We start from the raw sequence: 23,500 nt of genomic DNA on the forward strand, positions 1-23,500 counted from the left end.
ACCGCATCTGCCCATACCGTGAAAGCGGCATTATCCGCGCGGGGGATCGCCCAGTTTCAACGACAGGTCGATCGCCTGCACATGCTTGGTCAACCCGCCGATCGAGATGCAGTCCACGCCGTCCTCGGCGATCGCGCGCAGGCCGTCCAGGCCGACACTGCCGGAGACTTCCAATGGAATCCGCCCGGCCGCGATGCGCACGGCCTCGCGCCGCGTGGCGGCGTCGAAATCGTCGATCAGGATGCGGGTGCAGCCGACCTCCAGCGCCTCGCGCAGCTGGTCCAGGTCCTCGACCTCGACCACCAGCGGCAATGCCGGCCAGTGCGCGCGCGCGGCCAGCACCGCGGCGGTCAGCGAGCCGGCGGCACGGATGTGGTTTTCCTTGAGCATCACCGTGTCGAACAGGCCCAGGCGATGGTTGTCACCGCCGCCGCAGCGCACCGCGTACTTCTGCGCCACGCGCAGCCCGGGCAGGGTCTTGCGGGTGTCCAGGATCAGCGCGCCGGTACCGGCCACCGCCGCCACGTACTGAGCGGTGGTGGTCGCCGTGCCGGACAGCGTCTGCAGGAAATTCAACGAGGTCCGCTCGGCGCTCACCAGGCTGCGGTTTCGGCCCTGCAGGAGGGCCAGCACGGTACCGGCGGCGACGTGGTCGCCCTCGGCCACGCGCCAGTCGATCCGAACCTGCGGGTCGAGCGCCTGATGGGTCGCATCGAACCAGGGGCGGCCGGCGATCACCGCGTCCTGCTTGCACAGCAGGTAGGCGGTGTCGGGGCGGTCGGGGAGCAGGGCGGCGGTGACATCACCGCTGCCGATGTCCTCGGCCAGTGCACGGGCCACATCGGCGGCCACCAGGGCGGCCTCGGGGGCCGGCACGGGGAGGTGGCTCATTTTTCCGGGAAATCGGCGATCTGGGCGGTGGCGATGGCCTCTTCGGCCAGCAGCACCGGGATCCCGTCGTCCACGCGGAACACCTGCTTGCGGTCGCGGGTCAGCAGGGCCTCGCGCAGCGCCTGGGCCTGCGGGCTGCCATCGGCCTTGAGCACGGCACCGCTGCCGATCGCACGGTTGAGCGCGTCCAGGCCGGTGGCGTCGAGCAGGGACAGGGGCTGGCGCGTATCGGGCGAGCACAGGAGGTCGAGCAGCTTGCGATCCATGGATTCTTCGTCTTGCGTGGAAGACGGCTAGAATACGTCTTTAAGGCAGGTGACGGCCAATGACCCTCAACCAAACCGCGCCGCTCGTCGGCATCGTCATGGGTTCCCGCTCGGATTGGGAAACCATGCAGCACGCCGCCCAGAAGCTGGATTCGCTGGGCGTTCCCTATGAAGTGAAAGTGGTTTCGGCGCACCGCACGCCGGACGTGCTGTTCACCTACGCCGAGCAGGCGGGCCAGCGTGGCCTGCGCGCGATCATCGCCGGTGCCGGCGGGGCCGCGCACCTGCCGGGCATGATCGCCGCCAAGACCGCCGTGCCGGTGCTGGGCGTGCCGGTGCAGTCCAAGGCCCTGAACGGCATGGACTCGCTGCTCTCGATCGTGCAGATGCCGGCCGGCATCCCGGTCGCCACCTTCGCCATCGGCAATGCCGGCGCTTCCAATGCGGCGCTGTTCGCGGCCGCCATGCTGGCCTCGGACCAGCCGGCGATCGGTGAGGCGCTGGAAGCCTTCCGTGCCCGCCAGACCGAAGACGTCATGGCCCACGACGACCCGCGTCAATGACCTCCAAGACCGTTGGCATCCTGGGCGGCGGCCAGCTCGCCCGCATGATGGTCCTGGCCGGTGCGCCGATGGGGCTGCGCTTCGAGCTGTTCGACCCGGCTGCCGATGCTTGTGGCGCCCAGGTGGCGCCGCTGCAGGTGGCCGCGTTCGAGGATGAAGCCGCCTTGGCCGCCTTCGCCGCCCGCGTGGACGTGGTGACCTTCGATTTCGAGAACGTGCCGGCGCAGAGCGCGACGTTCCTGGCCGAGCGCGTGCCGGTGCATCCGAATCCGGATGCGCTGGCCGTGGCCCAGGATCGGCTCAGCGAGAAGACCCTGTTCCAGTCGCTGGGCATCCCGCTGCCGCCCTTCGCCGACATCCGCAGCCGCGACGAACTGGCGGCCAAGGTCGCCGAATTCGGCATGCCCTGCATCATCAAGACCCGCCGCCTGGGCTACGACGGGAAGGGTCAGTTCCGGATCCGCAGTACCACCGACATCGACGCGGCCTGGGACACCCTCGGCAGCCAGGTCGAGAAGACCGGCCTGATCCTGGAAGGCTTCGTCGCCTTTGATCGCGAGGTCAGCGTGGTGGCGGTACGCGGGCAGGACGGCGAGTTCCGCGCCTGGCCGATCACCGGCAACTGGCACGTCAATGGTGTGCTCTCGGCCAGCCTGGCCCCGGCACGGCTGTCGGCGGCCCAGCACGAGGCTGCCATCGGCTACGCACGCACCCTGGCCGAGCGACTGGACTATGTGGGCGTGTTCGCGCTGGAGCTGTTCTGCCGCGGCGACGAGCTGCTGGCCAATGAGATGGCGCCGCGGGTACACAACTCCGGCCACTGGACCATCGAAGGCAGCGAGACCTCGCAGTTCGAGAACCACCTGCGCGCCGTGCTCGGCCTGCCGCTGGGCGACACGCGCATGCTCGGCCACGCCTGCATGCTCAACTGGATCGGGCAGATGCCCGATGCTGCGGCCGTGCTCGGCCAGGCCAGTGGCCATTGGCACGATTACGGGAAGCAGGCGCGGGACGGACGCAAGGTAGGCCATGCCACGCTGCGCGACGATGATGCGGCTGCGCTGGCCGGTGCATTGGAGACCGTCGGTGGACAGCTTGATCGCGGTGAGCAGGTTGCGCCGGTGATCGAGAGCCTGCGCGGTTAGAGGCCTGGTGGTGCCGGCCGCTGGCCGGCACCGCCTCAATCGCGCAATTGCGCGGTGACGAAATCCCAGTTCACCAGTTTCCAGAACGCCTCCAGATAGCGGGCGCGCTCATTCTGGTAATCGGTGTAATACGCGTGTTCCCACACATCGCAGGCCAGCAGCGGCGTGCTCTCGCCGGTCAACGGCGTGCCCGCGTTGCGCGTGACCTGGATCGCCAGTGCGCCGTTGGGGTGCTGCACCAGCCACACCCAGCCCGAGCCGAACAGGCCCAGCGCCGCGCGGTCGAAGGCCTCGCGCAGCCGCTTGGCATCCCCGAAATATCGGGTCACCCGTTCGCCGAGCCGGCCCTGCGGATCGCCACCGGCGCGCGGGTGCAGGCACTGGAAATAGAACTGGTGATTCCAGGCCTGCGCCGCTGCATCGAACAGGCTGCCCTGGCTCTGGCGGACGATGTCCTCCAGCGGCAGCTCGGCCAGCTCCGTGCCGTCGATACGTGCATTGACCGCCTCCAGATAGGCCCGCAAGTGCCGCCCGTGATGCAGGTCCAGCGTCTCCGCCGACAGGTGGGGTTGCAGGGCGGCGCGGTCGTAGGGAAGGCGAGGCAGTTCGAGGGGCATGGGCACGACAGATTGGGAGGGGAGAGCGCCGACAGAGTGCCCACCACGCGAAGGTAGGGCATACAATGGCGGTCAGGGAAGTCTATCCGACCGGTGAGGCCGGGTTGTCCCATTGGAGGGAGAGTCGTTGTGGCGGTGATGCAGCAGATCCAGTCCGAAGTCGAACGTTACCCCCTCGTGTTGTTCATGAAGGGCACCCCGCAATATCCCATGTGCGGCTTTTCCAGCCGTGCCCTCCAGGCGTTGATGGCCGCCGGCGCGATCGCGCTGCGCACGGTCAACGTGCTGGAAGAGCCTGAGATCCGCGCCAACCTGCCGCGCTTCTCCAATCTGCCGACCTTCCCGCAGCTGTTCATCCACGGTGAGCTGATTGGTGGCTGTGACATCGTGCTGGAGCTGTTCGAATCCGGCGAGCTCAAGCGCATCGTCGAAGAGGCCTCCCAGCCGTGAGTGCGGTCCCGTCCGTGGTGGTCGGGACCGGATCGCTCGCCGATCGCGTCATTCTTGTTGCCGGGGCCGGGGGAGGCTTTGGCAGCGCTGCCGCCGTGGCCTGTGCGCAGGCCGGGGCCACCGTGGTGCTGCTGGGGCGCAAACCGCGCCGGCTGGACCGGGTCTACGCCGCGGTCGAAGCCGTCGGCCCGGAGCCGCTGCTGTATCCGCTGGATCTGGAAGGCGCGACCCCCGACGACTACGCCACGCTGGCCGAGCGCCTGCAGTCCGAGCTGGGCCGGCTGGACGGGGTGCTCTACTGCGCGGCCGATTTCGCCGGGCTGACCCCGTTCGAACTGGCCGACCCGGCCGCCTTCGCCCGTGCGGTCCACGTGAACCTGACGGCACCGGCCTGGCTGGCCCAGGCCTGCCTGCCGCTGCTGCGCCAGCGCGACGATGCCGCCCTGGTGTTCACCGTGGACGATCCCGAGCGGGTAGGGCAGGCCTACTGGGGCGGCTACGGCGCGGCCCAGCATGGGTTGCGCGGACTGATCGCCTCCCTGCATGACGAACTCGGCCGCAGCCCGGTCCGGGTCAGCGGCCTGCAGCCCGGCCCGATGCGCACGGCCCTGCGCGCCCGCGCGTTCTCGCTGGATGAAGACCGTACCGCCCGGGACCCGGCCGACTGTGCCGCCGCGGCGGTCCTGCTGCTGTCCGCCGCGGGCGCCGCGCACCGCGGCCGGATTCTCGCCGCCTGAGGGCGCCAAAGGCGTCAACGCCTTTGTTGGGACGTGCCGGCACTGGACGACGACCCCAACGATGCCAGGTAGCGCCGGCCGCTGGCCGGCTCCCCAGCCAACCCGGTAGTGCCGGCGGCTGGCCGGCTCCCCGGCAAGCGACCCCACCTGAAATCCGCTGCCACCCTGCATTCAGCGAGTCATAAACAGATGTGAAGATAGCGTCACGATCCCGTTGTGATGGCGTGTGTTTTGTCTCCAAACCGTCACAATCGGAGGCTATCGTGTTAATCTAGTGTTAACCGTTGCGGCTGAAACCAGCTCGCGGCTAGGGAACCCAGATAAAAGTCCAGTCAGCCGCCAGCAAGGCTGCTTGGGCGCGTTTTTTTCTCCGCCATCGCCAATCTCGCATCGAGGCTACTCCCCAATGACCCACTCCCGTTGTCTCCGGATGTCCAAGCTGACGCTTGGTCTCGTGGCTGCACTTGCCGCCGCTCCCGCCTTCGCCCAGAGCACCTCTTCCGGTGTCGGCGGTCAGGTCACGTCGGCTGCAGGCGCGCCTGTCGTCGGTGCAGAAGTCACCATCACGCACACCGAGTCGGGCACCGTCAGCCGCGCCACGACCGATGCATCGGGTCGTTACAACGCGCGCGGCCTGCGCGTGGGTGGTCCGTACACCATCACCATCAACAAGCCGGGTGAAGGCACGCGCACTGAAGAAGGTGTGTACCTCGGCGTCAACCAGATCGGTACCGTCAATGCGGCACTGACCGGCGACCTCGCTGCGACGAACCTCGATGCCGTGCAGGTCACCGCCGTGGCCGCAGGCTCGGAAGTGTTCAGCGCCACCAAGATGGGCTCGGGCACGTCGATCAGCCAGGAAACGATCGAAGCCATGCCGTCCGTCGGCGGCAACATCCAGGACATGATGCGCCTGGATCCGCGTGTCGCTTTCGTTGACCGTGCTTCGGGCAGCATCAGCGCCGGCGGCCAGAACCCGCGCTACAACGCCGTCCGTATCGATGGCGTGTCCGCCAGCGACACCTTTGGCCTGGAAGGCAACAGCTTCCCGACCCGTCGCCAGCCGGTTTCGATGGAAGCCATCGAAGCCATCAACGTCGACCTGTCCAGCTACGACATCACCATCACTGGCGCCACCGGCGCTGTGGTTGATGCCGTGACCAAGTCGGGTACCAATGAATTCCACGGCTCGGTCTACGGCTACATGCGTGACGGCAGCTGGTTCGGTGACAACCCGGGTGGCGGCAAGTTCAACGGTTTCGAAGACGAGAAGACCTACGGCTTCACGCTGGGTGGCCCGCTGGTGAAGGACAAGCTGTTCTTCTTTGCCAACTATGAGAAGTTCGAGCAGTCCGCTCCCGGCGCCGACATCGCCGGCAGCGCCATCGGCGCCGGCACCATCACCGATGCCCAGATCGCCCAGGCCCAGCAGATCTTCCAGGATCGTTATGGCGTGTCGGCGGGCAGCTACGACGCCGCTTCGGACACCAACCTCGAAGAGTACGCGCTGAAGCTGGACTGGAACATCACCGACAACCAGCGTGCGAGCTTCCGCTACAGCAAGCTGGAGCAGGACAAGCTGCGCATCAACGGCTACGGCCAGACCACCGGTGCGTCGATCAGTTCGTACTGGTACCAGCACGACAAGAAGATCGAGTCCTACGTCGGCCAGCTGTTCAGCGACTGGAGCGACAACTTCTCGACCGAAATCAAGGCCAGCTACCGCGATTACTCGGCCATCCGTAACCCGTCGGCTCCGGGCACTCCGGCGATCCTGATCGGTTTCGGTGGTCTGAACTCGAACCGGGAGTCGGTCGCCAATCCGACCCTGTACCTGGGTACCGAAGCCAACACCCAGTACAACGAGCTGTACACCAAGACCTGGAACTACTTCGCCTCCGGTACGCTCACCCTGGGCGACCATGACGTGAAGTTCGGTGCGGACTACAGCAAGAACGAAATCTACAACCTGTACGCGCCGAACATCGACGGCTACCTGGTCTACAACGGCATCGAAGGTTTCCGAAACAACACGCCGGTGGTCAGCACCTGGCGCAACCCGGTGGACGGTGGCGTGGAGAGCCTTGCGGCCGACTACGACTACACCACCCTGGGCCTGTTCGTGCAGGACACCTGGTATGTCAACAGCAACCTGACCCTGACCCTGGGCGTGCGTGCGGACAAGTACGACACCAACAAGGACACGGCCTACAACCAGCGTGCCAGTGAGTTCTTCGGTTACGACAACCGTTCGATCGGCGACAACGGCTTCCTGGTGCAGCCGCGCGTCGGCTTCAACTACACCTTCGACAGCGATCGCCCGACGCAGCTGCGCGGTGGCGTTGGCCTGTTCCGTGGTGAAGCGCCGCAGGTGTGGCTGGGCAACATCTACGCCAACAACGGCGTGAACTTCACCCAGGGCACCGACTACCCGTACGCCAACCGCAACCGTCCGGGGCAGCAGGTCGTGAACTTCGTCTCCGACGATTTCCGTACCCCGTCCGTGTACAAGGCCAATCTGGCGTTCGATCACGAACTGCCGTGGAACGGTCTGGTCGCATCGGCCGAGCTGCTGGTGACCAAGGTCAAGGATGGTCTGTACTTCAAGCGCCTGGAACTGGTGCAGCCGAGCTACACCGGTGGTCCGGACGGTCGCAACTTCTACTGGGGCAACATTGCCAACGCCTCGACCTCCAAGTCGACCACCCCGAGCTGGGTGAGCGATGCCGTGCTGCTGGACAACACCGACAAGGGTCGCACCGCGCAGTTCACCGTGTCCCTGGCCAAGCCGTTCAGCCCGGACAGTGACTGGGCCTGGAACCTGGGCTACACCTATACCGATGCGAAGGAAGTTGCCAGCAACACCTCCTCGGTGGCGACCTCGAACTGGAACAACAACTACATCTTCCAGGCCAACGAGAACGCGCTTGCGCGCTCGCGTTACGAGATCCGCAACCGCATCTCGGGTTCGGTGAACTGGAAGCATGCGTTCTTCGGTGACTACGAGACCCAGGTCGGCATGTTCTATGAAGGCCGTACCGGTCGTCCGTACAGCTTCGTGTACTCCAACGACATGAACGGCGACGGCCGCACCTACAACGACCTGTTCTATGTGCCGAAGGGTCGTGGCGACGTGCTGTTCACCGGCGGTGCCGCCATGGAAGAAGCCTTCTTCGCATGGATGGAGAACAATGCACAGCTGAACCGTTACGCCGGCCAGGTGACCCCGCAGAACTCGGCTCGCGCCGGTTGGGTCAACACCTTTGACGTGCGTATCACCCAGCAGTTGCCGGGCTTCATGAAGGGTCACAAGTCCGAAATCTGGCTCGATATCCAGAACGTGGGCAACCTGCTCAACAAGAAGTGGGGTCGCATCGACGACTTCGGCTTCTATGCTGACCAGGGCATCGCCAACTTCCGCGGCATCGACCCGACCACTGGCAAGTACCTGTACGAGTTCCGCGCGGAGCGTCAGGGCAACACGAGCGCCACCGTGACCGACAGCGCCTTCGCCAACGCGGACGCTGACGGCTTCAACACCGGCGTGTCGCAGTGGTCGCTGCAGCTGGGCTTCCGCTACAAGTTCTGATGCATCGAACGTAGCGTGGGATTGAAAGCGGCCGGGGCAACCCGGCCGCTTTTTTTCTGCCGGCGTTTCACGCTTCGGCGGGGACGCGGGCCGGCAGAGACGTCGCGCGTTTCCAGGCGATGCTGCCCCGGTGGTTGTGCTGGGCGGCTTATGGGCGTATCTTCAGCTGGTTGCGCGAAAATCGGCGCAACTGCGACGGCCCAGCGCCCCTGTCGCGGTCAGGACACATCCAACGGTCGGGTTTCCCGGCCGTTTTGCTTTTTAAGGGGGCAGCGGTACAGTCGGTAACCTTGAGGAAAGCGAAAAAGATGGACATGACGATCAACGAAAAACCGGCGCGTACGCTGCCGGTGCAGGACGCGCGGATCTACCCGCGCGGTGGGCTGGATGTGCTGTCGCGCGCCGAAGTAGCGCGCCTGCGGGACGCCTCCGGTGGCGGCATGCACGAGCTGCTGCGCCGCTGCGCGCTGGCCGTGCTGACCAGCGGCAGCGCCTCCGACGATCCGCGCGCGGCGCGCGATCTGTACCCCGATTTCGACATCCAGGTGGCGCAGCAGGACCGCGGCGTGCGCATCGACCTGGTCAATGCGCCGGCGATGGCGTTCGTGGATGGCGAGATCATCCGCGGCGTCGCCGAGCTGCTGTTCGCCGTGGTCCGCGACCTGGCCTACATGGCCATCGAGATGGGCCCGGCCTACGCGGCCGAGCTGGAATCCTCCGAAGGCATCACCAACGCGGTGTTCGGGCTGCTGCGCAACGCGCGCATCCTCAACCCGGGCGACCCGAACCTGGTCGTGTGCTGGGGCGGTCACTCGATCGGCCGCGATGAGTATCTGTACACCAAACAGGTCGGCTACGAGCTGGGCCTGCGTGGCCTGGACATCTGCACCGGCTGCGGCCCGGGTGCGATGAAGGGTCCGATGAAGGGCGCCACCATCGCCCATGCCAAGCAGCGCAAGACCACCACGCGGTACATCGGCCTGACCGAGCCGGGCATCATCGCCGCCGAGTCGCCGAACCCGATCGTGAATCACCTGGTGATCATGCCGGACATCGAGAAGCGCCTCGAAGCGTTTGTGCGCATCGGCCACGGCATCATCGTGTTCGCCGGCGGCGTCGGCACCGCCGAGGAGATCCTGTACCTGCTGGGCATCCTGCTGCGCGACGAGAACAAGGACCTGCCGTTCCCGCTGATCCTGACCGGCCCGACCGTCGCCGCGCCGTACTTCGAGCAGATCGACCGCTTCATCCGCCTCACCCTGGGTGAAGAAGCCGCCAGCCGCTACGAGATCATCATCGGCGACCCGGTCAACGTGGCCCGCAAGATGGCCCAGGGCATCAAGCGCGTGCGCGAGCACCGCCTGGCGCAGAAGGACTCGTTCTTCTTCAACTGGTCGATCGAGATTCCGTGGGAGTACCAGCAGCCGTTCGTGCCGACCCACGAGGCGATGGCCGCGCTGGACCTGCACCACGGCCGCCCGCCGCATGCCCTGGCCGCCGACCTGCGTCGTGCGTTCTCCGGCATCGTCGCCGGCAACGTGAAGGAAGACGGGATGCGTCGCATCGAGCAGTTCGGTCCGTTCGAAATCCACGGCGACGCGGACATGATGCAGGCCCTGGACGAGCTGCTGCGCGCCTTCGTCGACCAGCGCCGCATGAAGATCTCGGGCGAGTACCAGCCCTGCTACAAGGTCATGGCCTGAGGCCGTGACCCGGCCGGTGGCGGGCAGGGGGGCCGCCGCCGGTGTCGATCGGCGTCAACTGATTGACGCCTGTCGCCTCCGGGCGACCGTTCGTCCTGCCGCCGCTTGCTGATCGGCGGCGGGGCGTTCATCTTCTGTGTCATCAACGCTGGGAGCGTTTCATGTCTTTGCGCCGGTCCAACGGCTTCACACTGATCGAGCTCATGGTGACCATGGCGGTGCTTGCCGTGCTGGTCGCGGTGGGGTTCCCGAATTTTCTGGGCGTCATCCGATCCAATCGGGTGGTTGCGGCCAACAATGAAGCGTTGGGCCTGCTGGCGCTCGCACGCAGTGAGGCCATCCGTAACAACAGGGGCGGGGGTGTCTGTGGCAGCGCCACTGGCAGCAGCTGCGACGGCGACTGGAACAGCGGCATGCTGGCTTTTGCCGACCCGGACGGCAGCGGTACCCTGGAAACCGGCGAAACGGTCCTGCGCTACAGCCAGGGCCACCCCAGGCTGGTCGTTGACGGGCCGGACAACTTGGCCATCAGTTTCGACGGGCGAGGTCGCCGCCAGGCGTCTGCCGACCAGACGCTGACCCTGCGGCCTGACGAATGCAGCGGCCAACCGATGCAGCGCACCGTGACCATCAATTCCTCCGGCCAGGCACGCAGTGCCCAGGGAGCGTGCCAATGAAGCGCAAACGCCATCGCCGCCTGCGCGCAGTGCCAGGTGGATTTACCTTGATCGAGGTGCTGGTTGCTATTGTGGTGCTTGCGTTTGGCCTGCTCGGCTTCGCGCTGCTGCAGACCATGAGCGTGCGCTTTACCCAGAGCGCCAACTACCGCACCCAAGCGACCAACCTGGCGTATGACCTGATCGATCAGATGCGTGCCAATCGTTTCCAGGCAGCCTGGTACAGCACGGCATCGTTCTCGGCCGGATCAGTGGCCGTGGCCGGGGCCTGTGGCCGTCCGACCGGGGATGCGGTCACCATCGAACAGAACGTCGCACGGTGGCAGTGCCAGGTGGCCAAGGCGCTGGGCGAAACCGCCAGTGCCAACGTGACCTACAGCGATGGCAGCGTCACCGTCGGGATCGCCTGGGGCGACCAGCGCTGGGACAAGGACAACCCCGATGACAAGACCACTTTCACCGTGACGTCGCAGCTATGACCCCTTTCCCGAACATGTCGCGCAGGCAGCAGGGTCTGTCGCTGATCGAACTGATGGTCGCGGTGGTGATCGGTACCGTGCTGATGCTGGGCGTCATCCAGGTCTTCATCGCCTCGCGCACAGCCTCCCGCTTGGCCGAAGGCGTTGCACGTACTCAGGAGAATGCGCGGTTTGCGATCGACTTCCTCGAGCGCGACATCCGCATGGCTGGACACTACGGGTGCGTCAACGACCAGGCCCACTTCATCAAGGATGAGGGGGATCCACGACATCATTTCACGGCTGCCACCGGTGCCGGCAGCCCGCTGGATTTCTCGGTGGCGGTGCAGGGCTATGAAGCCGGCGGCACCGCGCCAGGCAATACCCTGACTCTGGGCGAGGCCTGGAGTGATGCCAGTGGCCTGCCGTCCGGGATCGTCGGGCTGAATCCGCTGGGCGGCAGCGACGTGCTGGTACTGCGCTTCCTGGCCGGTGAGGGCGTTCCGGTCACGGCCATCTCGGCGGACAGCGGCAGCAGCGAATTGACGATGGACACGGAGCGCGCCGCGCGGTTGAGCCAGGGCACGCCCGCTGCGCCGACGATGTTCGGTATCGCCGATTGCGCCCATGTTGATATTTTCCCGGGGACGCTGGCTGGCGGCACGGTGACGGCGACCAATGCGGACCTGTCCCGATACGCACCGCCGAACGGGCAGACGCTGGTCTACCGCGCCGAATCCATCGTGTACTACATCGGGGTCGGCGCGTCCGGCGAGCCGGCGTTGCGACGTGCCCGCGCCAATTCTGCTGGCCAATATCCGGCCGAGCTCAATGAAGAACTGGTCGAGGGCATCGAGAATCTGCAGGTGCTGTTCGGCCTGGATTCGACCACCAACATCAGTGCGGATGCCTCGCCGATCGGCAACATCACCGCACAGGCAACCGCCAGTGGCGTCTCCACAGGCACCGATGCCGCCGCTGCCGGCCAGTGGCGGCGCGTAGGCCTGGTGCAGGTCGGCGTGCTGGCACGCAGCCCGCAACCGGCCGATGCGTTGCAGGCCCAGCAGAAGGTAGCTCGCCAGGGCGCACTGGGCGTGGAGTTCGCGCCGTCCGATACCCGCGATACCCGCTACCGGGCCAGCTATGAAGTATCGGTGGCCTTGCGCAATCGACTCTATGGGAACTGACATGCACGCCTCCGTCCGCCCCGTCGTTCGTTCTCCGGCCCCGCGCCGCCAGCGTGGCGCCGTGCTGTATGTGGCGCTGGTGATGTTGATCCTGCTGGCGCTGATCGGTATCGCGGGCATGCAGGTCGCCGGCATGCAGGAAAAGATGTCGGCCAACTATCGCGCGAGCAATCTCTCCTTCCAGAACACCGAAGCGACGGTGCGCACCGCCGAACATCTCGTGGAGAAAATCGCCAATCGTCAGGCGGTGCCCGACGGCAGCCTGATCGGCGCCGGCGACATCGATGCCGGCTGCGATGCTGCCTTCGACCCGTCAGAGTGGGGCAGCAAGCAGAGTTCCGATGCCGTTCCAGCGGTAACGGTCAGGCAGATCGATACCTGCGTGCCCTTCGGCACCGGCGTCGGCATGGGCGGGCCGGGCGATAACCCCATACCGATCTACCAGATCACCGGCTATGCCGCCGACGATGCTGACAATCCCACTTCTTCGACCGTGATTGACACGGTTTTCAAGCTCTGAGGACGCGCACATGGTATCGCGCAGGACCACACTCATTTCCGCATCCGTACTGGCCGTGCTGGTCGGCGGCGGAGTGCTGACGTACCAGCTGATCGCCGCGCAGGGGCAGGGGACGCTGTCCCAGGTGCCGTTGAACAATCAGGTGCAGGCGCAACCGGCCTTCATCATGACCGTCGACAACTCCGGCTCGATGACCTTCCAGACCCAGTTCCCCGGTGCGGATGGCGAGGCCTGTTGGAATACGACGACCAAGAGCTTCTTCAACAGCTCCAAGGCGCTCAGTACATCAGGGACCTGCAGCTTCTTCTACGTGCTGCCGGGGTCGCGCATTTCCGGCGCGTATTACGGCATTGCACCGTTCGATAAGTTCGGCTTCGCACGTTCCCCGACGTACAACCCGGCCTTCTACAACCCTACGATCAAGTATGAGCCGTGGATGCGCTATGACACCGCCCAGGAGAAGGTGGTCGATTACGCGCAGGCGGCCACCGACAATACTCTGATCGATCCTCGTCAGGCCAATAAAGTGTCGTTGACCGCGGCCACCACTGGTGTGTTCAACATGGTCGATGGAATGATCGTGCCAAAGGGCACGGTCTTCTTCGCCTATGACAACAATGGTAGGGAGAAGGACGGCACCCCGTTCGCGGCTAACAATGACTACGTCTGGAACACCGCAGATTTCTACAAAGTCAAAAATCAGCCAACACGATACGACGCCACGATTACCTACGTGCCGGCCACCTTCTTCCTTCCGTTCACGAGCAAGAACGACCCGCGCCCTGAATTGGCTGGAAGCCCCGGGGCCTACGCGGCGGTGGAACGCTCGGAGGTCGCCAATGCCTGTGGCACGGGCTGCACGATGTGGAAGTACACCATCAAAAGCACTGATGGCATCGCGTTGCAGAACTTTGCCAACTGGTTCTCCTACTACGGCAACCGCAACCGTTCCATGATCGCCGGCATGACCCGATCCATGGCGACGGTGGACAACCTGCGCGTGGGCTATTTCAAGATCAACGACAACGCCTCCTACGACATGAGCGACAAGGGCGCGGTGCTGCCCATCCGTGATCTGGGTACCAAGGACGACAAGCGCGCGCTGTACGCCGAGATGATCGCGTTGAACGCCTCGGGCAGTACCCCCAACCGCCAGGCGGTGAAGGCGGCCGCTACGCAGTTCACCCGGACCGATGATCTCGCCCCGGTGCAGCTGGCCTGCCAGAAGAATGCCGTCATGCTGTTCACGGACGGCTACAGCAACCTTGACGGTCCGGCGGTCGCCAATGCCAATGGCGACGGCAACATGGGCATCCCGTTCAAGGATAGCCACGACAATACGATGGCCGATATCGCCGCTTCGTACTACATCAACAAGGATGGCAAATCCCCACTGCGTCCGGAACTCGCGCCCGGGCTGGTGCCGGTGCCGGAGGCCTGCAATACGGCCAACCCGGATCCGCGCCTGGATTGCCAGAAGAACCTGCACGTCAATTTCTACGGCATCACCCTGGGCGGGCGCGGCAAGCTGTTCAATCCCGATATCGTCCAGGACCCGTATACCAACGCCTCCATCTACAACAACTGGCCAAAGCGCGAGAACGGTGCGATCAGCACCATCGATGACATCTGGCATGCCGCCGTCAACACGCGTGGCGAGTTCATCAACGCGCGTACCCCGGCCGACATCACCCAAGCCATGCGCCGCGTGCTGTCGTCGGTGACGGCCGGTGCGTCGTCCTCGGGCAGCTACGCGCAGTCGGGCGCGCGCATCGGCACCGGCTCGATGGCGGTGGCGCCGTACTACGAGATCGCCAACGAATCGACCGACTGGTTCAGCCGCCTCACCGCGAGCCAGATCACCGTGGACCAGGCAACGCGCAAAGCGGTCTACACCACCGCGTGGGAAGCCAGCGCCAAGATGCCGCAGCCGACCGCGCGCAAGGTTTTCTTCGGTACGAACACCGAAGTGCTTCCCTTCAGCAGCAACAGTGTCACGCTGGAGTCGTTGTGTGACCTGTCCCCGTCGTTGTACCCGGGCATGGCCCGTTGCTCGGTCGGTGAGCTGACCGATCTCGGCGCGTCGCCCGCAAACGCGGTCAGCTACCTGCTGGGCGACAGAAGTCTGGAAACGCGGCGAGGGGGGCGCTTCCGCGACCGCACCACGGTGCTTGGCGACATCATCAATTCGTCGCCGGTCATCAGTGCCCCCATCGACGATTACGGTTATCGGGGGCTGGATGGAGGCCTGGGCGCGAGCTATGCCACCTACCTGGAGACCAAGCGCAGTGGGCGTTACATGGTCTATGTCGGCGCCAACGACGGCATGCTGCACGCCTTCGATGGTGGCATGGGGGTGGCCGGCACGATGGACAATGGCGGTGGCGCTGAAACGTTCGCCTACATTCCCGCCACGTCGATGGGCCACATGGGCAACCTGCTGTTCCCGCTCGATCCGAACAACCAGGCATTCCAGAAGTTCTCCCATCGCTATTACGTCGATGGCCCGGTCGCGGTCTCCGATGCGCGGATCGGTAAGAGCTGGGGCACCGTGCTGGTCGGCACGACCGGTGCGGGCGGACGCGGCGTGTTCGCTCTGGATGTGACCAAGCCGGGCAGCTTCGGTACCGGCAGCCGCCTGTGGGAAATCAACGACCTCAGCGGGTCAGATGGAGTGAAGGCCAACATCGGGCACGTGCTGGGCAAGCCGGTCATCGTTCCGTTCAAGGATGCCAGCGGGACGGTGACGTGGAAGGCCATCTTCGGCAACGGCTACGGCAGCGCCAGTGGCAAGGTCGTGCTGTTCATGGTGGACATCGGCACCGGCTCGCCCAACATCACGATGATCGAAGCGTCCGAGACCGCAGGCACCCCGCCGGCCGGCAAGAACGGCCTGGGCAATATCCTGGTGGTCGACCGCTGGTCCGGCAGCAGCCGCGGGCGTGACGGCTACGCCGATACCGTCTACGCGGCCGATCAGAAGGGCGCGATGTGGAAGTTCGACCTGCGCGACACCAGTGCCAAGGTCTCCACGCCGCTGTTCACCACACAGACCAGCACCAAGAATGGGTTGACGTACCGTCAGCCGATCACCGGCGGCATCAATGCTACCAACGGTGACCGCGGCGGCGTGATGCTGTTCTTCGGTACGGGCAGCTTTGTGTTCAACGAAGACGTCCGCGACGAGTCGATTCAATCGCTGTATGCCGTCCTGGACGCCTCGGATGGCGCGCCCGGCGAGACGATGACCGCAGCGGATCTGCGCCCGTACAGCGTGTCCGCATCCGGTGATGTGCGCACGATGACGCTGGGGACGGTACCGGCCAACGCGCGCGGCTGGCATGTCGACCTGCCGGCGGGTGAGCGTTTCGTTGCCTATCCCGCATTGGCCTCGGGAGTGGTTTTCATGCCCACCTATGTGCCCAACCCGACCACCAAGAGTTGTGCCTCGGATGGCTCCAACTGGCTGTTCGGCTTGAGTGCGCAGTCCGGCGCGCCCGCGTTGTCAAAGATGCGCGCCGGGTCGCCGACCGGCACCAAGTACGGTGCGGGCACGGCGGCGGTACCGCTGTCGACGGGCGGCAATGCACCGGTGAAGGACGTCGGCGTTCAGGTGCTGCCGCGCCAGCAACCGCCGGGCAGCATTTCCGGCGGTGACCCGGGCGGTCCGGGTAACGGTGGGCCGGGGTCGCCCGGCGGTAGCACGCCGCCCCCGGTGGATCCGCCTGCCGAACCCTGCCAGATGTTGGTTACCGCTGCGGGCGGCGTCCCGATGTACGTGCCCTATCCCTGTGGTCGCCAGTCCTGGAGGCAGTTGCAATGAGTCGTTTGTTTCCTGCCATAGCCCGTGCCCGTGGCGCGTCGCCCGCCTTTGCGCGCAGGGTGAGCGGCTTCACGCTCATCGAGCTGATGCTGGTGGTGATCGTCATGGCGATCCTGGCCGGTATCGCCTACCCGAGTTACGTGGAGCAGACGCGCAAGTCCAAGCGTGGCCAGGTCAAGGCGGATCTGGTCGAGTATGCGCAGCTGGCCGAGCGCTACCACACCACGCAGAACACCTACGAGGGGTTCACGCTACCCGGTGGCGGCTCGTCGGTCAGCTCGCCGCGCGAAGGCGGCACCGCGGCTTACAGCGTCGGGTTCGTCGGCACCCAGTCGACCTTCACCTTGTCTGCGACCGCGCAAGGAAATCAAGCCAAGGACAAATGCGGGGACCTCGGCATCAACCAGGCCAACGTCAAGACCAGTGGCGGTACGCTCTCCGAATGTTGGTGACGTGCTGAGGGAAACCTTGCGCCGGGGTGTTGCCCTCCCCGCCAGTGCCCCGTACAATGCGCCTCCCCGCCCGAATAGCTCAGCCGGTTAGAGCACTTGACTGTTAATCAGGGGGTCGTTGGTTCGAGTCCAACTTCGGGCGCCAGATTCTGCAAAAGCCGCGAGCAATCGCGGCTTTTGTCGTTCCTGCACGGCGTTCTTGCGATCCAACGTGCTCAGCAGGGAGCGCGATCGGCCAGTCGTTCCGAGCGGGCGCGCCCGGCATTATTGACAATCACTCTGCTGTGTCTGCGGCCCCGTGCACAAATGGTCACGGTCAGGTTGATGCCCATGCTGCTGCCATCCGGCCGGAACCGCAGGCGCGGACGTCCAGCCGACGTGGGGGCCAGCAGCGTCAAAGCGGTCTGGCCGGGGTAGTACTGCAGGATGTCCTGCTCGGCAGCAGGTTGCGGCCGCCGAAGTGGGTCGCGGTAGGTCAGCCACCCCTTGCTCCATTCCGCCGTGCACCGCCTACCGTCGTCACTGGGGCAGACACTGACATTCTCCCTGCGGGTCACCGCCGCCATCCGGGCGCCGGAAAAGGCCGAGTTCAGCTGCATCCGCAGGGCGTCCGCGCGCAGGCTGGAGACCGTCTCGATGAAACTGGGCGCAGCGACCGCTACCAGCAGGCCGAGAACTGCCAGGGTGGCCATCAGCTCCAGCAGGGTCAGGCCGGTGTGACGAGAGCAGGAAGGGCGCCGGGGCATGGGGCTGGGCATCCGTCAGCAGGGAAGGCATGAGGTTGCCCTGTGGCGCACAGCCTGAATATCAGCCTGACCCGTCCTGAAGGGTGGGTATTCCCATCAACCGGCCGTCACCAAGGCGGCCGTTATACTAGGCGCTTCCCGGCAGTGGCGGCACCATGAGCGATCGTTTCCAACTTGTATCCCCGTATTCGCCGGCGGGCGACCAACCGGCGGCCATCGAGAAACTGACCGCCAACTTCGAGGCGGGCATCGCCAAGCAGACCCTGCTCGGCGTCACCGGTTCCGGCAAGACCTATACGATCGCCAACGTGATCCAGCAGGTGCAGAAGCCGACCCTGGTGATGGCGCCGAACAAGACGCTGGCGGCGCAGCTGTACGGCGAGTTCAAGTCGTTCTTCCCGCACAACGCGGTCGAGTATTTCGTCAGCTACTACGACTACTACCAGCCCGAGGCCTATGTGCCTTCGTCGGACACCTTCATCGAGAAGGACAGTTCGATCAACGAGCACATCGAGCAGATGCGGTTGGCCGCGACCAAGACCCTGCTGTCGCGCCCGGACGCGATCGTGGTGGCGACGGTGTCGGCGATCTACGGCCTCGGCGCGCCGGAGGATTACCTGTCGATGCGGCTGATCCTCTCCACCGGCGAGCGGATCGACCAGCGCGACCTGATCAAGCACCTGACCCAGCTGCAGTACACCCGCAACGAGTTCGAGCTGCACCGCGGCACCTTCCGCGTGCGCGGCGAAGTGGTGGACGTGTTCCCGGCCGAGTCGGACAGCGAGGCGGTGCGCATCGAGCTGTTCGAAGGCGAGGTCGAGCAGATCAGCATGTTCGATCCGCTGACCGGCGAGAGCCTGCGCAAGATGATGCGCTACACGATCTATCCGAAGACCCACTACGCCACGACGCGCGAGCGCGTGCTGTCGGCGGTGGATACGATCAAGGCGGAGTTGAAGGTCCGCCTGGAGCAGTTGTACGAGCAGAACAAGCTGGTGGAAGCGCAGCGCCTGGCGCAGCGCACCCAGTTCGATCTGGAGATGATGGCCGAGGTCGGCTACTGCAACGGCATCGAGAACTACTCGCGGCATCTCACCGGCAAGAATGCCGGCGATCCACCGCCGACCCTGTTCGATTACCTGCCGCCGGACGCGCTGCTGGTGATCGACGAATCGCACGTGACCATCCCTCAGATCGGCGCGATGTTCAAAGGCGATCGCTCGCGCAAGGAGACCCTGGTCGAGTTCGGTTTCCGCCTGCCGTCGGCGCTGGACAACCGTCCGCTGCGGTTCGAGGAGTGGGAAGAACGGTGCCCGCGCAGCATCTACGTCTCGGCCACGCCGGGGCCGTATGAGCTGCGCGAGACCGAGGGCGAGATTGCCGAGCTGGTGGTGCGTCCGACCGGCCTGATCGATCCGGTGGTCGAGATCCGTCCGGTCGGCACCCAGGTCGACGATCTGATGTCCGAGGTGAACGAACGCATCAAGCTCGGCGACCGCGTGCTGGTCACGACGCTGACCAAGCGGATGGCCGAGAACCTCACCGAATACCTGACCGAGCACGGCATCCGCGTGCGTTACCTGCACTCGGATATCGACACCGTCGAGCGCGTGGAGATCATCCGCGACCTGCGCCTGGGCAAGTTCGATGTGCTGGTCGGCATCAACCTGCTGCGCGAAGGCCTGGACATGCCCGAAGTGTCGCTGGTGGCAATCCTGGATGCCGACAAGGAAGGCTTCCTGCGCTCGACCGGCTCGCTGATCCAGACCATCGGCCGCGCCGCCCGCAACCTGCGTGGCAAGGCGATCCTGTATGCGGACAAGATGACCCGCTCGATGCAGGCGGCGATCGACGAGACCGACCGCCGTCGCGCCAAGCAGGTCGAGTACAACGAACTGCATGGCATCGTGCCGAAGTCGGTGCTGCGGCCGATCACCGATGTGCTGGAAGGCGCGCGATCGGAAGCGGCCGAGAAGGAGTCGCGCGGCAAAGGGAAGGCCAAGGGCAAGGGCGGCCGCGTGGCCGAAGAGGCGGCCGATTACCGAACGATGGAGCCGGCCCAGATCGCCAAGCGCCTGCAGGCGCTGGAGCAGCAGATGTACCAGCACGCACGTGATCTGGAGTTCGAGGATGCCGCCCGCGTCCGCGACCAGATCCGCAAGTTGAAGGAGGCCAGTCTGGGCTGAACAACGCGTTGTGAAATATCTTCACAAAAGTGTTGCGCTTTCCAGGGGGCGTCCGTAATATACGCGGCCTGCACCGACGCATTCGCAGCGGGGCAGGGAAGCAAAACGGGCGGTTAGCTCAGCGGTAGAGCACTACCTTGACATGGTAGGGGTCACAGGTTCGAACCCTGTACCGCCCACCACTTCAGTCCCGGAGACTGCAGTGGAACATCAGAAAAGCCAGCCATCAGGTTGGCTTTTTTGCTATGTGCGTTTTGTTGGTGACAGGAAAGGGCGCGTTTCTCGACGTCGGTGTGATTTCCCCTTGGCGCTTCCTGTGCGTATCCCGACAACGTAGTGCATACCCCCCTGATACCCGGCATGTAGCGAACGACCGACACTCTGGTTTTCCAGGGCGCTTCGCATGCTGCGAGTGCTGCACGCTAGTGCCATGGCAATGCCGACGCACCTTCCGATCTTCGGCAAGGCCTGTGTCGTTGCCCTGCTGGTCGGCGTCTGCGCGACTGTGTTCGCACCCCGGCTGCTGCCGGCGGGATGGGGCGTGGCCGCGGCGTCGGTCGGCATCCTGCTCTGGATCCTGCCCTCCCGTCTGCGCCTCCTCGGCGCCGCCCTTTTCGGCCTCGGCTGGGCCGCCTTCCACGGCCACGCCGGGCTCGCACAGCAGCTTCCCGCCGGCAGCGTGCCGGTGGACCACGTCGTGCAGGGACGGGTGACCAGCCTGCCGGTGCACGGCCCCGGCGGCACCCGCTTCGGCTTTCGGGTGGACGATGATCCGGCGATGCCCGCCGAACTCCGTGGCCGCGACCTGGCCTTGGGCTGGTACGACGGATTCCGTGGCGCGGCCGATGATCGACGGCGCACGCTGCGCGCGGGCGAGCGCTGGTCGCTCGGCGTGCGCGTCCGGCCCCCGCGCGGCCGGGTGAATCCTGGTGGGTTCGATGCCGAGGGCTACGCACTCCGGCACCGTGTTGCCGGCAGTGGCTACGTTCGCGAACCCGCCCAGGCGGCTGCGCTGGCCGCGCCCACGGGATTGCCTGCGTGGCGCGAGCGGATGGCCGACGCGATCGCCACGGCGGTCGAGAGCGACGGCCGCCGCTTCGTCCAGGCACTGGCGCTGGGTGACACCCGCGGCCTGAGCCCGGCCGACTGGGACGATCTGCGCGCGCTGGGGGTGACCCACCTGGTGGCGATCTCCGGTTTCCATGTCGGCGTGGTGGCGGGCGTTGCCGCCGTGCTGGCGGGCGGGCTCTGGCGCTGCCTGCCGATGCTCGGCCTGTACTGGCCGCGGCCGATGGGCGCCGCGGTAGCCGCCGTCGCGGGTGCGGCGCTGTACGCGGCGGCGGCCGGCTTCGCGCTGCCCACGGTGCGGACCGTGCTGATGATCGCGGTGGTGGCCGCTGCACGCTGTAGTCGGCGGCGGGCGACCGTCGCGCAGTCGCTCTCGCTGGCGGCGCTGGCGATGCTGCTGTTCGATCCGCTCGCTGTGCTCGCCCCCGGCTTCTGGCTGAGCTTTGCCGGCGTGCTGTGGTTGATCTGGTGTCTGCCGGGGCGTGAAGAGGGCTGGCTGCGTGGTTTTCTGGGCGCGCAGGGCGTGGCGACCGTGGCGCTGCTGCCGCTGACCGTGGCGCTGTTCGGCCAGGCCTCGCGTGCGGGGCCGCTGGTGAATCTGGTGGCGATTCCGTGGTGGACGATGGTGGTGGTGCCGCTGGCGCTGCTCGGCACCGCGCTGGAGGCGCTGATCGACGGGGCGGGGCGCTGGCCGTGGCAGCTGGCGGCATGGTGCTTCGAGGCGAGCTGGTGGCTGTTCGGGTATGCCGCGCGCAGCGAGCTGTCGCTGTGGTGGTTGCCGCAGGCCAACCGCTGGGCGTTGATCTCGGCCGTGTTCGGTGTGTTCTGGCTGCTGCTGCCGCGCGGCAGTGGTGGCCGCGTGCCGGCCCTGCTGCTGTGCCTGCCGCTGCTGTGGCCGGCGCGGCATGGTCCGGGCGAGGGAGAGGTGGAGCTGATCGTGATGGATGTCGGGCAGGGCCTGGCGGTAGCCGTGCGTACGCGCCGGCACACGCTGCTGTACGACACCGGGCCCGGGGCCGACGATGGCTTCGACGCGGGCGAGCGGATCGTGGTGCCGACCCTGCGGGCGCTGGGGCAGGGGCGTCTGGACCGGATCATGATCAGCCACGACCACCGCGACCACACCGGCGGGCTGCGCGGGGTCCGCCGCAGCTTTCCGGGCGCGATGCTGCAGGCGCCGCCTGATGCGCTGCGCGGTCGTGCCTCGGCCTGCCATGCCGGGCAGTCCTGGCAATGGGACGGGGTGACGTTCCGGGTGCTGCATCCCCCGCGCGACGAACCGCAGTCCACCAACGACAGCAGCTGCGTGCTGCGGCTGGAGACACCGCAGGGTGCGATCCTGCTGGCCGGTGACATCGAAAAGCGCAGCGAAGCCCTGCTGGTCCAGCAGGCGGGCGCACGCCTGGCGGCGGAAGCGGTGGTGGTCCCACACCACGGCAGCGCCGGTTCGTCCACGCCGGCATGGGTGGCAGCGGTCGCGCCGCGGCTGGCGATCGTCTCGGCGGGCCACCGCAACCGCTTCGGTCATCCCCGTGCCGAGGTGGTGGAGCGCTGGCAGGCGGTGGGCGCCGAAGTGCTCACCACTGCCGACAGCGGCGCGGTGCGGGTCTGGCTCGGGCGTGAAGGCCTGCAGGTGCGTGAACAACGGGTTTTCGAGCGGCGTTGGTGGGATGCCGCGGAGCGGAGCCGGCCGGCTGCTATCCTATCGGCGATCAAACAGGCGGCCGCTGGGCCGGAGGATTGAAACGTGTGGGAACTGGTCAAGGCCGGTGGCTGGCCGATGCTGCCGCTGCTGCTGTTGGGCGTACTGGCTTTGGCAATTGTCCTGGAGCGTTTCTGGACCCTGCGCCGCAATGAAGTCCTGCCTCCCGGGCTGGGCCAGGAAGTGCGCAACTGGGCCGCGCGCGGCAAGCTCGACCCGAGCCATATCCAGTCGCTGCGCGGCAATTCGCCGCTGGGCGCGCTGCTGGCCACCGCGCTGGAAGCGCGCAATCGCCCGCGCGACCAGATCCGCGAGCGCATCGAAGATGCCGGCCGGCACCTGGTTCACCGCATGGAGCGGTTCCTGAACGCCCTGGGCACGATCGCCTCGGCCGGCCCGCTGCTCGGCCTGCTCGGCACGGTGGTCGGCATGATCCAGATGTTCATGGGCATCCTCGACCACGGCGTGGGCGATGTGAACCAGCTGGCCGGCGGTATCGGCAAGGCGCTGGTCTGCACCGCCACCGGCATGATCGTGGCGATCCCCGCGCTGATGTTCCATCGCTACTTCAAGGGCCGTATCGCCGGCTACGTGATCGACATGGAGCAGGAGGCCTCGGCCCTGCTGGACGCGCTCGATGGCCGCCCGGGCGTGATGAACAACGCTCCGCGCGCCACCGGTGCTTCGGCCGGCGCCGCACCCGTGACGGTCAAGGGCTGA

The 23,500-nt window shown here is 66.1% G+C and carries 19 protein-coding genes and 2 tRNA genes; 17 read left to right on the forward strand and 4 right to left on the reverse strand.

From position 1 onward, the window contains the following. Positions 1-30: 30 nt before the first annotated feature. Positions 31-891: a carboxylating nicotinate-nucleotide diphosphorylase gene (nadC, locus tag HH110_RS10145; protein ID WP_176989578.1), complete on the reverse strand. Its 861-nt coding sequence runs from the start codon at positions 889-891 to the stop codon at positions 31-33. Next, positions 888-1,157 (reverse strand): Trm112 family protein, encoded by a 270-nt coding sequence (locus HH110_RS10150; RefSeq protein ID WP_176989579.1) that lies wholly within the window; start codon positions 1,155-1,157, stop codon positions 888-890. The genes nadC and HH110_RS10150 overlap by 4 nt, the downstream gene beginning before the upstream one ends. Before the next feature lie 59 nt (positions 1,158-1,216). Here HH110_RS10150 and purE point away from each other — a divergent pair, with 59 nt between their 5' ends. Both purE and HH110_RS10160 read left to right on the forward strand, forming a co-directional pair. Continuing rightward, positions 1,217-1,720, forward strand: a complete 504-nt coding sequence (purE, locus tag HH110_RS10155; RefSeq protein ID WP_019186188.1) for a 5-(carboxyamino)imidazole ribonucleotide mutase — start codon at positions 1,217-1,219, stop codon at positions 1,718-1,720. Beyond that, complete coding sequence (locus tag HH110_RS10160; RefSeq protein ID WP_176989580.1) at positions 1,717-2,865, forward strand: 5-(carboxyamino)imidazole ribonucleotide synthase; 1,149 nt, start codon at positions 1,717-1,719, stop codon at positions 2,863-2,865. The genes purE and HH110_RS10160 overlap by 4 nt, the downstream gene beginning before the upstream one ends. Before the next feature lie 35 nt (positions 2,866-2,900). Here the strand turns inward: HH110_RS10160 and HH110_RS10165 are convergent, their stop codons facing one another. Continuing rightward, positions 2,901-3,482 carry a superoxide dismutase gene (locus HH110_RS10165; protein WP_176989581.1) on the reverse strand — a complete coding sequence of 194 codons (582 nt, stop codon included), beginning with the start codon at positions 3,480-3,482 and terminating at the stop codon, positions 2,901-2,903. Positions 3,483-3,611: 129 nt separating this feature from the next. Here HH110_RS10165 and grxD point away from each other — a divergent pair, with 129 nt between their 5' ends. From grxD to HH110_RS10220, 11 genes are all read left to right on the forward strand, one after another. Beyond that, positions 3,612-3,932 carry a Grx4 family monothiol glutaredoxin gene (gene grxD, locus HH110_RS10170; protein ID WP_176989582.1) on the forward strand — a complete coding sequence of 107 codons (321 nt, stop codon included), beginning with the start codon at positions 3,612-3,614 and terminating at the stop codon, positions 3,930-3,932. Then, the gene (locus HH110_RS10175) at positions 3,929-4,669 is read left to right on the forward strand and encodes an SDR family NAD(P)-dependent oxidoreductase (RefSeq protein WP_176989583.1); all 741 of its coding nucleotides are present in this window, start codon (positions 3,929-3,931) and stop codon (positions 4,667-4,669) included. The genes grxD and HH110_RS10175 overlap by 4 nt, the downstream gene beginning before the upstream one ends. Before the next feature lie 406 nt (positions 4,670-5,075). After that, the gene (locus HH110_RS10180) at positions 5,076-8,258 is read left to right on the forward strand and encodes a TonB-dependent receptor (RefSeq protein ID WP_176989584.1); all 3,183 of its coding nucleotides are present in this window, start codon (positions 5,076-5,078) and stop codon (positions 8,256-8,258) included. Positions 8,259-8,572: 314 nt separating this feature from the next. Then, entirely contained in the window at positions 8,573-9,961 is a 1,389-nt protein-coding gene (gene ppnN / locus HH110_RS10185; RefSeq protein WP_176989585.1) for a nucleotide 5'-monophosphate nucleosidase PpnN, read from the forward strand. A 161-nt stretch (positions 9,962-10,122) separates the two neighbouring features. Then, positions 10,123-10,638: a Tfp pilus assembly protein FimT/FimU gene (locus HH110_RS10190; protein WP_176989586.1), complete on the forward strand. Its 516-nt coding sequence runs from the start codon at positions 10,123-10,125 to the stop codon at positions 10,636-10,638. Continuing rightward, positions 10,635-11,117 (forward strand): type IV pilus modification protein PilV, encoded by a 483-nt coding sequence (gene pilV, locus HH110_RS10195; RefSeq protein ID WP_176989587.1) that lies wholly within the window; start codon positions 10,635-10,637, stop codon positions 11,115-11,117. The genes HH110_RS10190 and pilV overlap by 4 nt, the downstream gene beginning before the upstream one ends. Beyond that, the gene (locus HH110_RS10200) at positions 11,114-12,283 is read left to right on the forward strand and encodes a PilW family protein (RefSeq protein ID WP_176989588.1); all 1,170 of its coding nucleotides are present in this window, start codon (positions 11,114-11,116) and stop codon (positions 12,281-12,283) included. The genes pilV and HH110_RS10200 overlap by 4 nt, the downstream gene beginning before the upstream one ends. A gap of 1 nt (position 12,284) precedes the next feature. Further along, positions 12,285-12,803 (forward strand): PilX N-terminal domain-containing pilus assembly protein, encoded by a 519-nt coding sequence (locus HH110_RS10205; protein WP_176989589.1) that lies wholly within the window; start codon positions 12,285-12,287, stop codon positions 12,801-12,803. A gap of 10 nt (positions 12,804-12,813) precedes the next feature. Beyond that, entirely contained in the window at positions 12,814-16,626 is a 3,813-nt protein-coding gene (locus HH110_RS10210; RefSeq protein WP_176989590.1) for a pilus assembly protein, read from the forward strand. Continuing rightward, positions 16,623-17,078, forward strand: a complete 456-nt coding sequence (locus tag HH110_RS10215) for a type IV pilin protein (protein WP_176989591.1) — start codon at positions 16,623-16,625, stop codon at positions 17,076-17,078. The genes HH110_RS10210 and HH110_RS10215 overlap by 4 nt, the downstream gene beginning before the upstream one ends. A 68-nt stretch (positions 17,079-17,146) precedes the next feature. Continuing rightward, a tRNA-Asn gene (locus HH110_RS10220) sits at positions 17,147-17,223 on the forward strand. Between the two features lie 70 nt (positions 17,224-17,293). Here the strand turns inward: HH110_RS10220 and HH110_RS10225 are convergent. Then, positions 17,294-17,824, reverse strand: a complete 531-nt coding sequence (locus tag HH110_RS10225; protein WP_176989592.1) for a GspH/FimT family pseudopilin — start codon at positions 17,822-17,824, stop codon at positions 17,294-17,296. Between the two features lie 155 nt (positions 17,825-17,979). Between HH110_RS10225 and uvrB the strand changes: the two genes are divergently transcribed. The 4 genes from uvrB to HH110_RS10245 all read left to right on the forward strand — a co-directional run bounded on the left by uvrB (position 17,980) and on the right by HH110_RS10245 (position 23,500). Further along, on the forward strand, positions 17,980-20,010 hold the full coding sequence (uvrB, locus tag HH110_RS10230; protein ID WP_176989593.1) for an excinuclease ABC subunit UvrB: 2,031 nt from the start codon (positions 17,980-17,982) through the stop codon (positions 20,008-20,010). Positions 20,011-20,117: 107 nt separating this feature from the next. Continuing rightward, a tRNA-Val gene (locus HH110_RS10235) sits at positions 20,118-20,192 on the forward strand. 254 nt (positions 20,193-20,446) lie between these two features. Then, positions 20,447-22,822, forward strand: a complete 2,376-nt coding sequence (locus HH110_RS10240) for a DNA internalization-related competence protein ComEC/Rec2 (protein ID WP_241696519.1) — start codon at positions 20,447-20,449, stop codon at positions 22,820-22,822. 3 nt (positions 22,823-22,825) lie between these two features. Continuing rightward, positions 22,826-23,500 (forward strand): MotA/TolQ/ExbB proton channel family protein, encoded by a 675-nt coding sequence (locus HH110_RS10245; protein ID WP_176989595.1) that lies wholly within the window; start codon positions 22,826-22,828, stop codon positions 23,498-23,500.

Origin of the sequence: Stenotrophomonas sp. SAM-B, assembly GCF_013387485.1 — a bacterium.
Classification (GTDB): domain Bacteria; phylum Pseudomonadota; class Gammaproteobacteria; order Xanthomonadales; family Xanthomonadaceae; genus Stenotrophomonas; species Stenotrophomonas maltophilia_AA.

What these genes read in the sequence shown, in the direction of transcription:
- HH110_RS10215 (WP_176989591.1), top strand. Translation starts at nt 16,623, where the DNA reads ATGAGTCGTTTGTTTCCTGCCATAGCCCGTGCCCGTGGCGCGTCGCCC.
- HH110_RS10240 (WP_241696519.1), top strand. Translation starts at nt 20,447, where the DNA reads ATGCCGACGCACCTTCCGATCTTCGGCAAGGCCTGTGTCGTTGCCCTG.
- pilV (WP_176989587.1), top strand. Translation starts at nt 10,635, where the DNA reads ATGAAGCGCAAACGCCATCGCCGCCTGCGCGCAGTGCCAGGTGGATTT.
- uvrB (WP_176989593.1), top strand. Translation starts at nt 17,980, where the DNA reads ATGAGCGATCGTTTCCAACTTGTATCCCCGTATTCGCCGGCGGGCGAC.
- HH110_RS10160 (WP_176989580.1), top strand. Translation starts at nt 1,717, where the DNA reads ATGACCTCCAAGACCGTTGGCATCCTGGGCGGCGGCCAGCTCGCCCGC.
- nadC (WP_176989578.1), bottom strand. Translation starts at nt 891, where the DNA reads ATGAGCCACCTCCCCGTGCCGGCCCCCGAGGCCGCCCTGGTGGCCGCC.
- ppnN (WP_176989585.1), top strand. Translation starts at nt 8,573, where the DNA reads ATGACGATCAACGAAAAACCGGCGCGTACGCTGCCGGTGCAGGACGCG.
- purE (WP_019186188.1), top strand. Translation starts at nt 1,217, where the DNA reads ATGACCCTCAACCAAACCGCGCCGCTCGTCGGCATCGTCATGGGTTCC.
- HH110_RS10165 (WP_176989581.1), bottom strand. Translation starts at nt 3,482, where the DNA reads ATGCCCCTCGAACTGCCTCGCCTTCCCTACGACCGCGCCGCCCTGCAA.
- HH110_RS10210 (WP_176989590.1), top strand. Translation starts at nt 12,814, where the DNA reads ATGGTATCGCGCAGGACCACACTCATTTCCGCATCCGTACTGGCCGTG.
- HH110_RS10225 (WP_176989592.1), bottom strand. Translation starts at nt 17,824, where the DNA reads ATGCCCCGGCGCCCTTCCTGCTCTCGTCACACCGGCCTGACCCTGCTG.
- HH110_RS10190 (WP_176989586.1), top strand. Translation starts at nt 10,123, where the DNA reads ATGTCTTTGCGCCGGTCCAACGGCTTCACACTGATCGAGCTCATGGTG.
- HH110_RS10180 (WP_176989584.1), top strand. Translation starts at nt 5,076, where the DNA reads ATGACCCACTCCCGTTGTCTCCGGATGTCCAAGCTGACGCTTGGTCTC.
- HH110_RS10205 (WP_176989589.1), top strand. Translation starts at nt 12,285, where the DNA reads ATGCACGCCTCCGTCCGCCCCGTCGTTCGTTCTCCGGCCCCGCGCCGC.
- HH110_RS10200 (WP_176989588.1), top strand. Translation starts at nt 11,114, where the DNA reads ATGACCCCTTTCCCGAACATGTCGCGCAGGCAGCAGGGTCTGTCGCTG.
- HH110_RS10150 (WP_176989579.1), bottom strand. Translation starts at nt 1,157, where the DNA reads ATGGATCGCAAGCTGCTCGACCTCCTGTGCTCGCCCGATACGCGCCAG.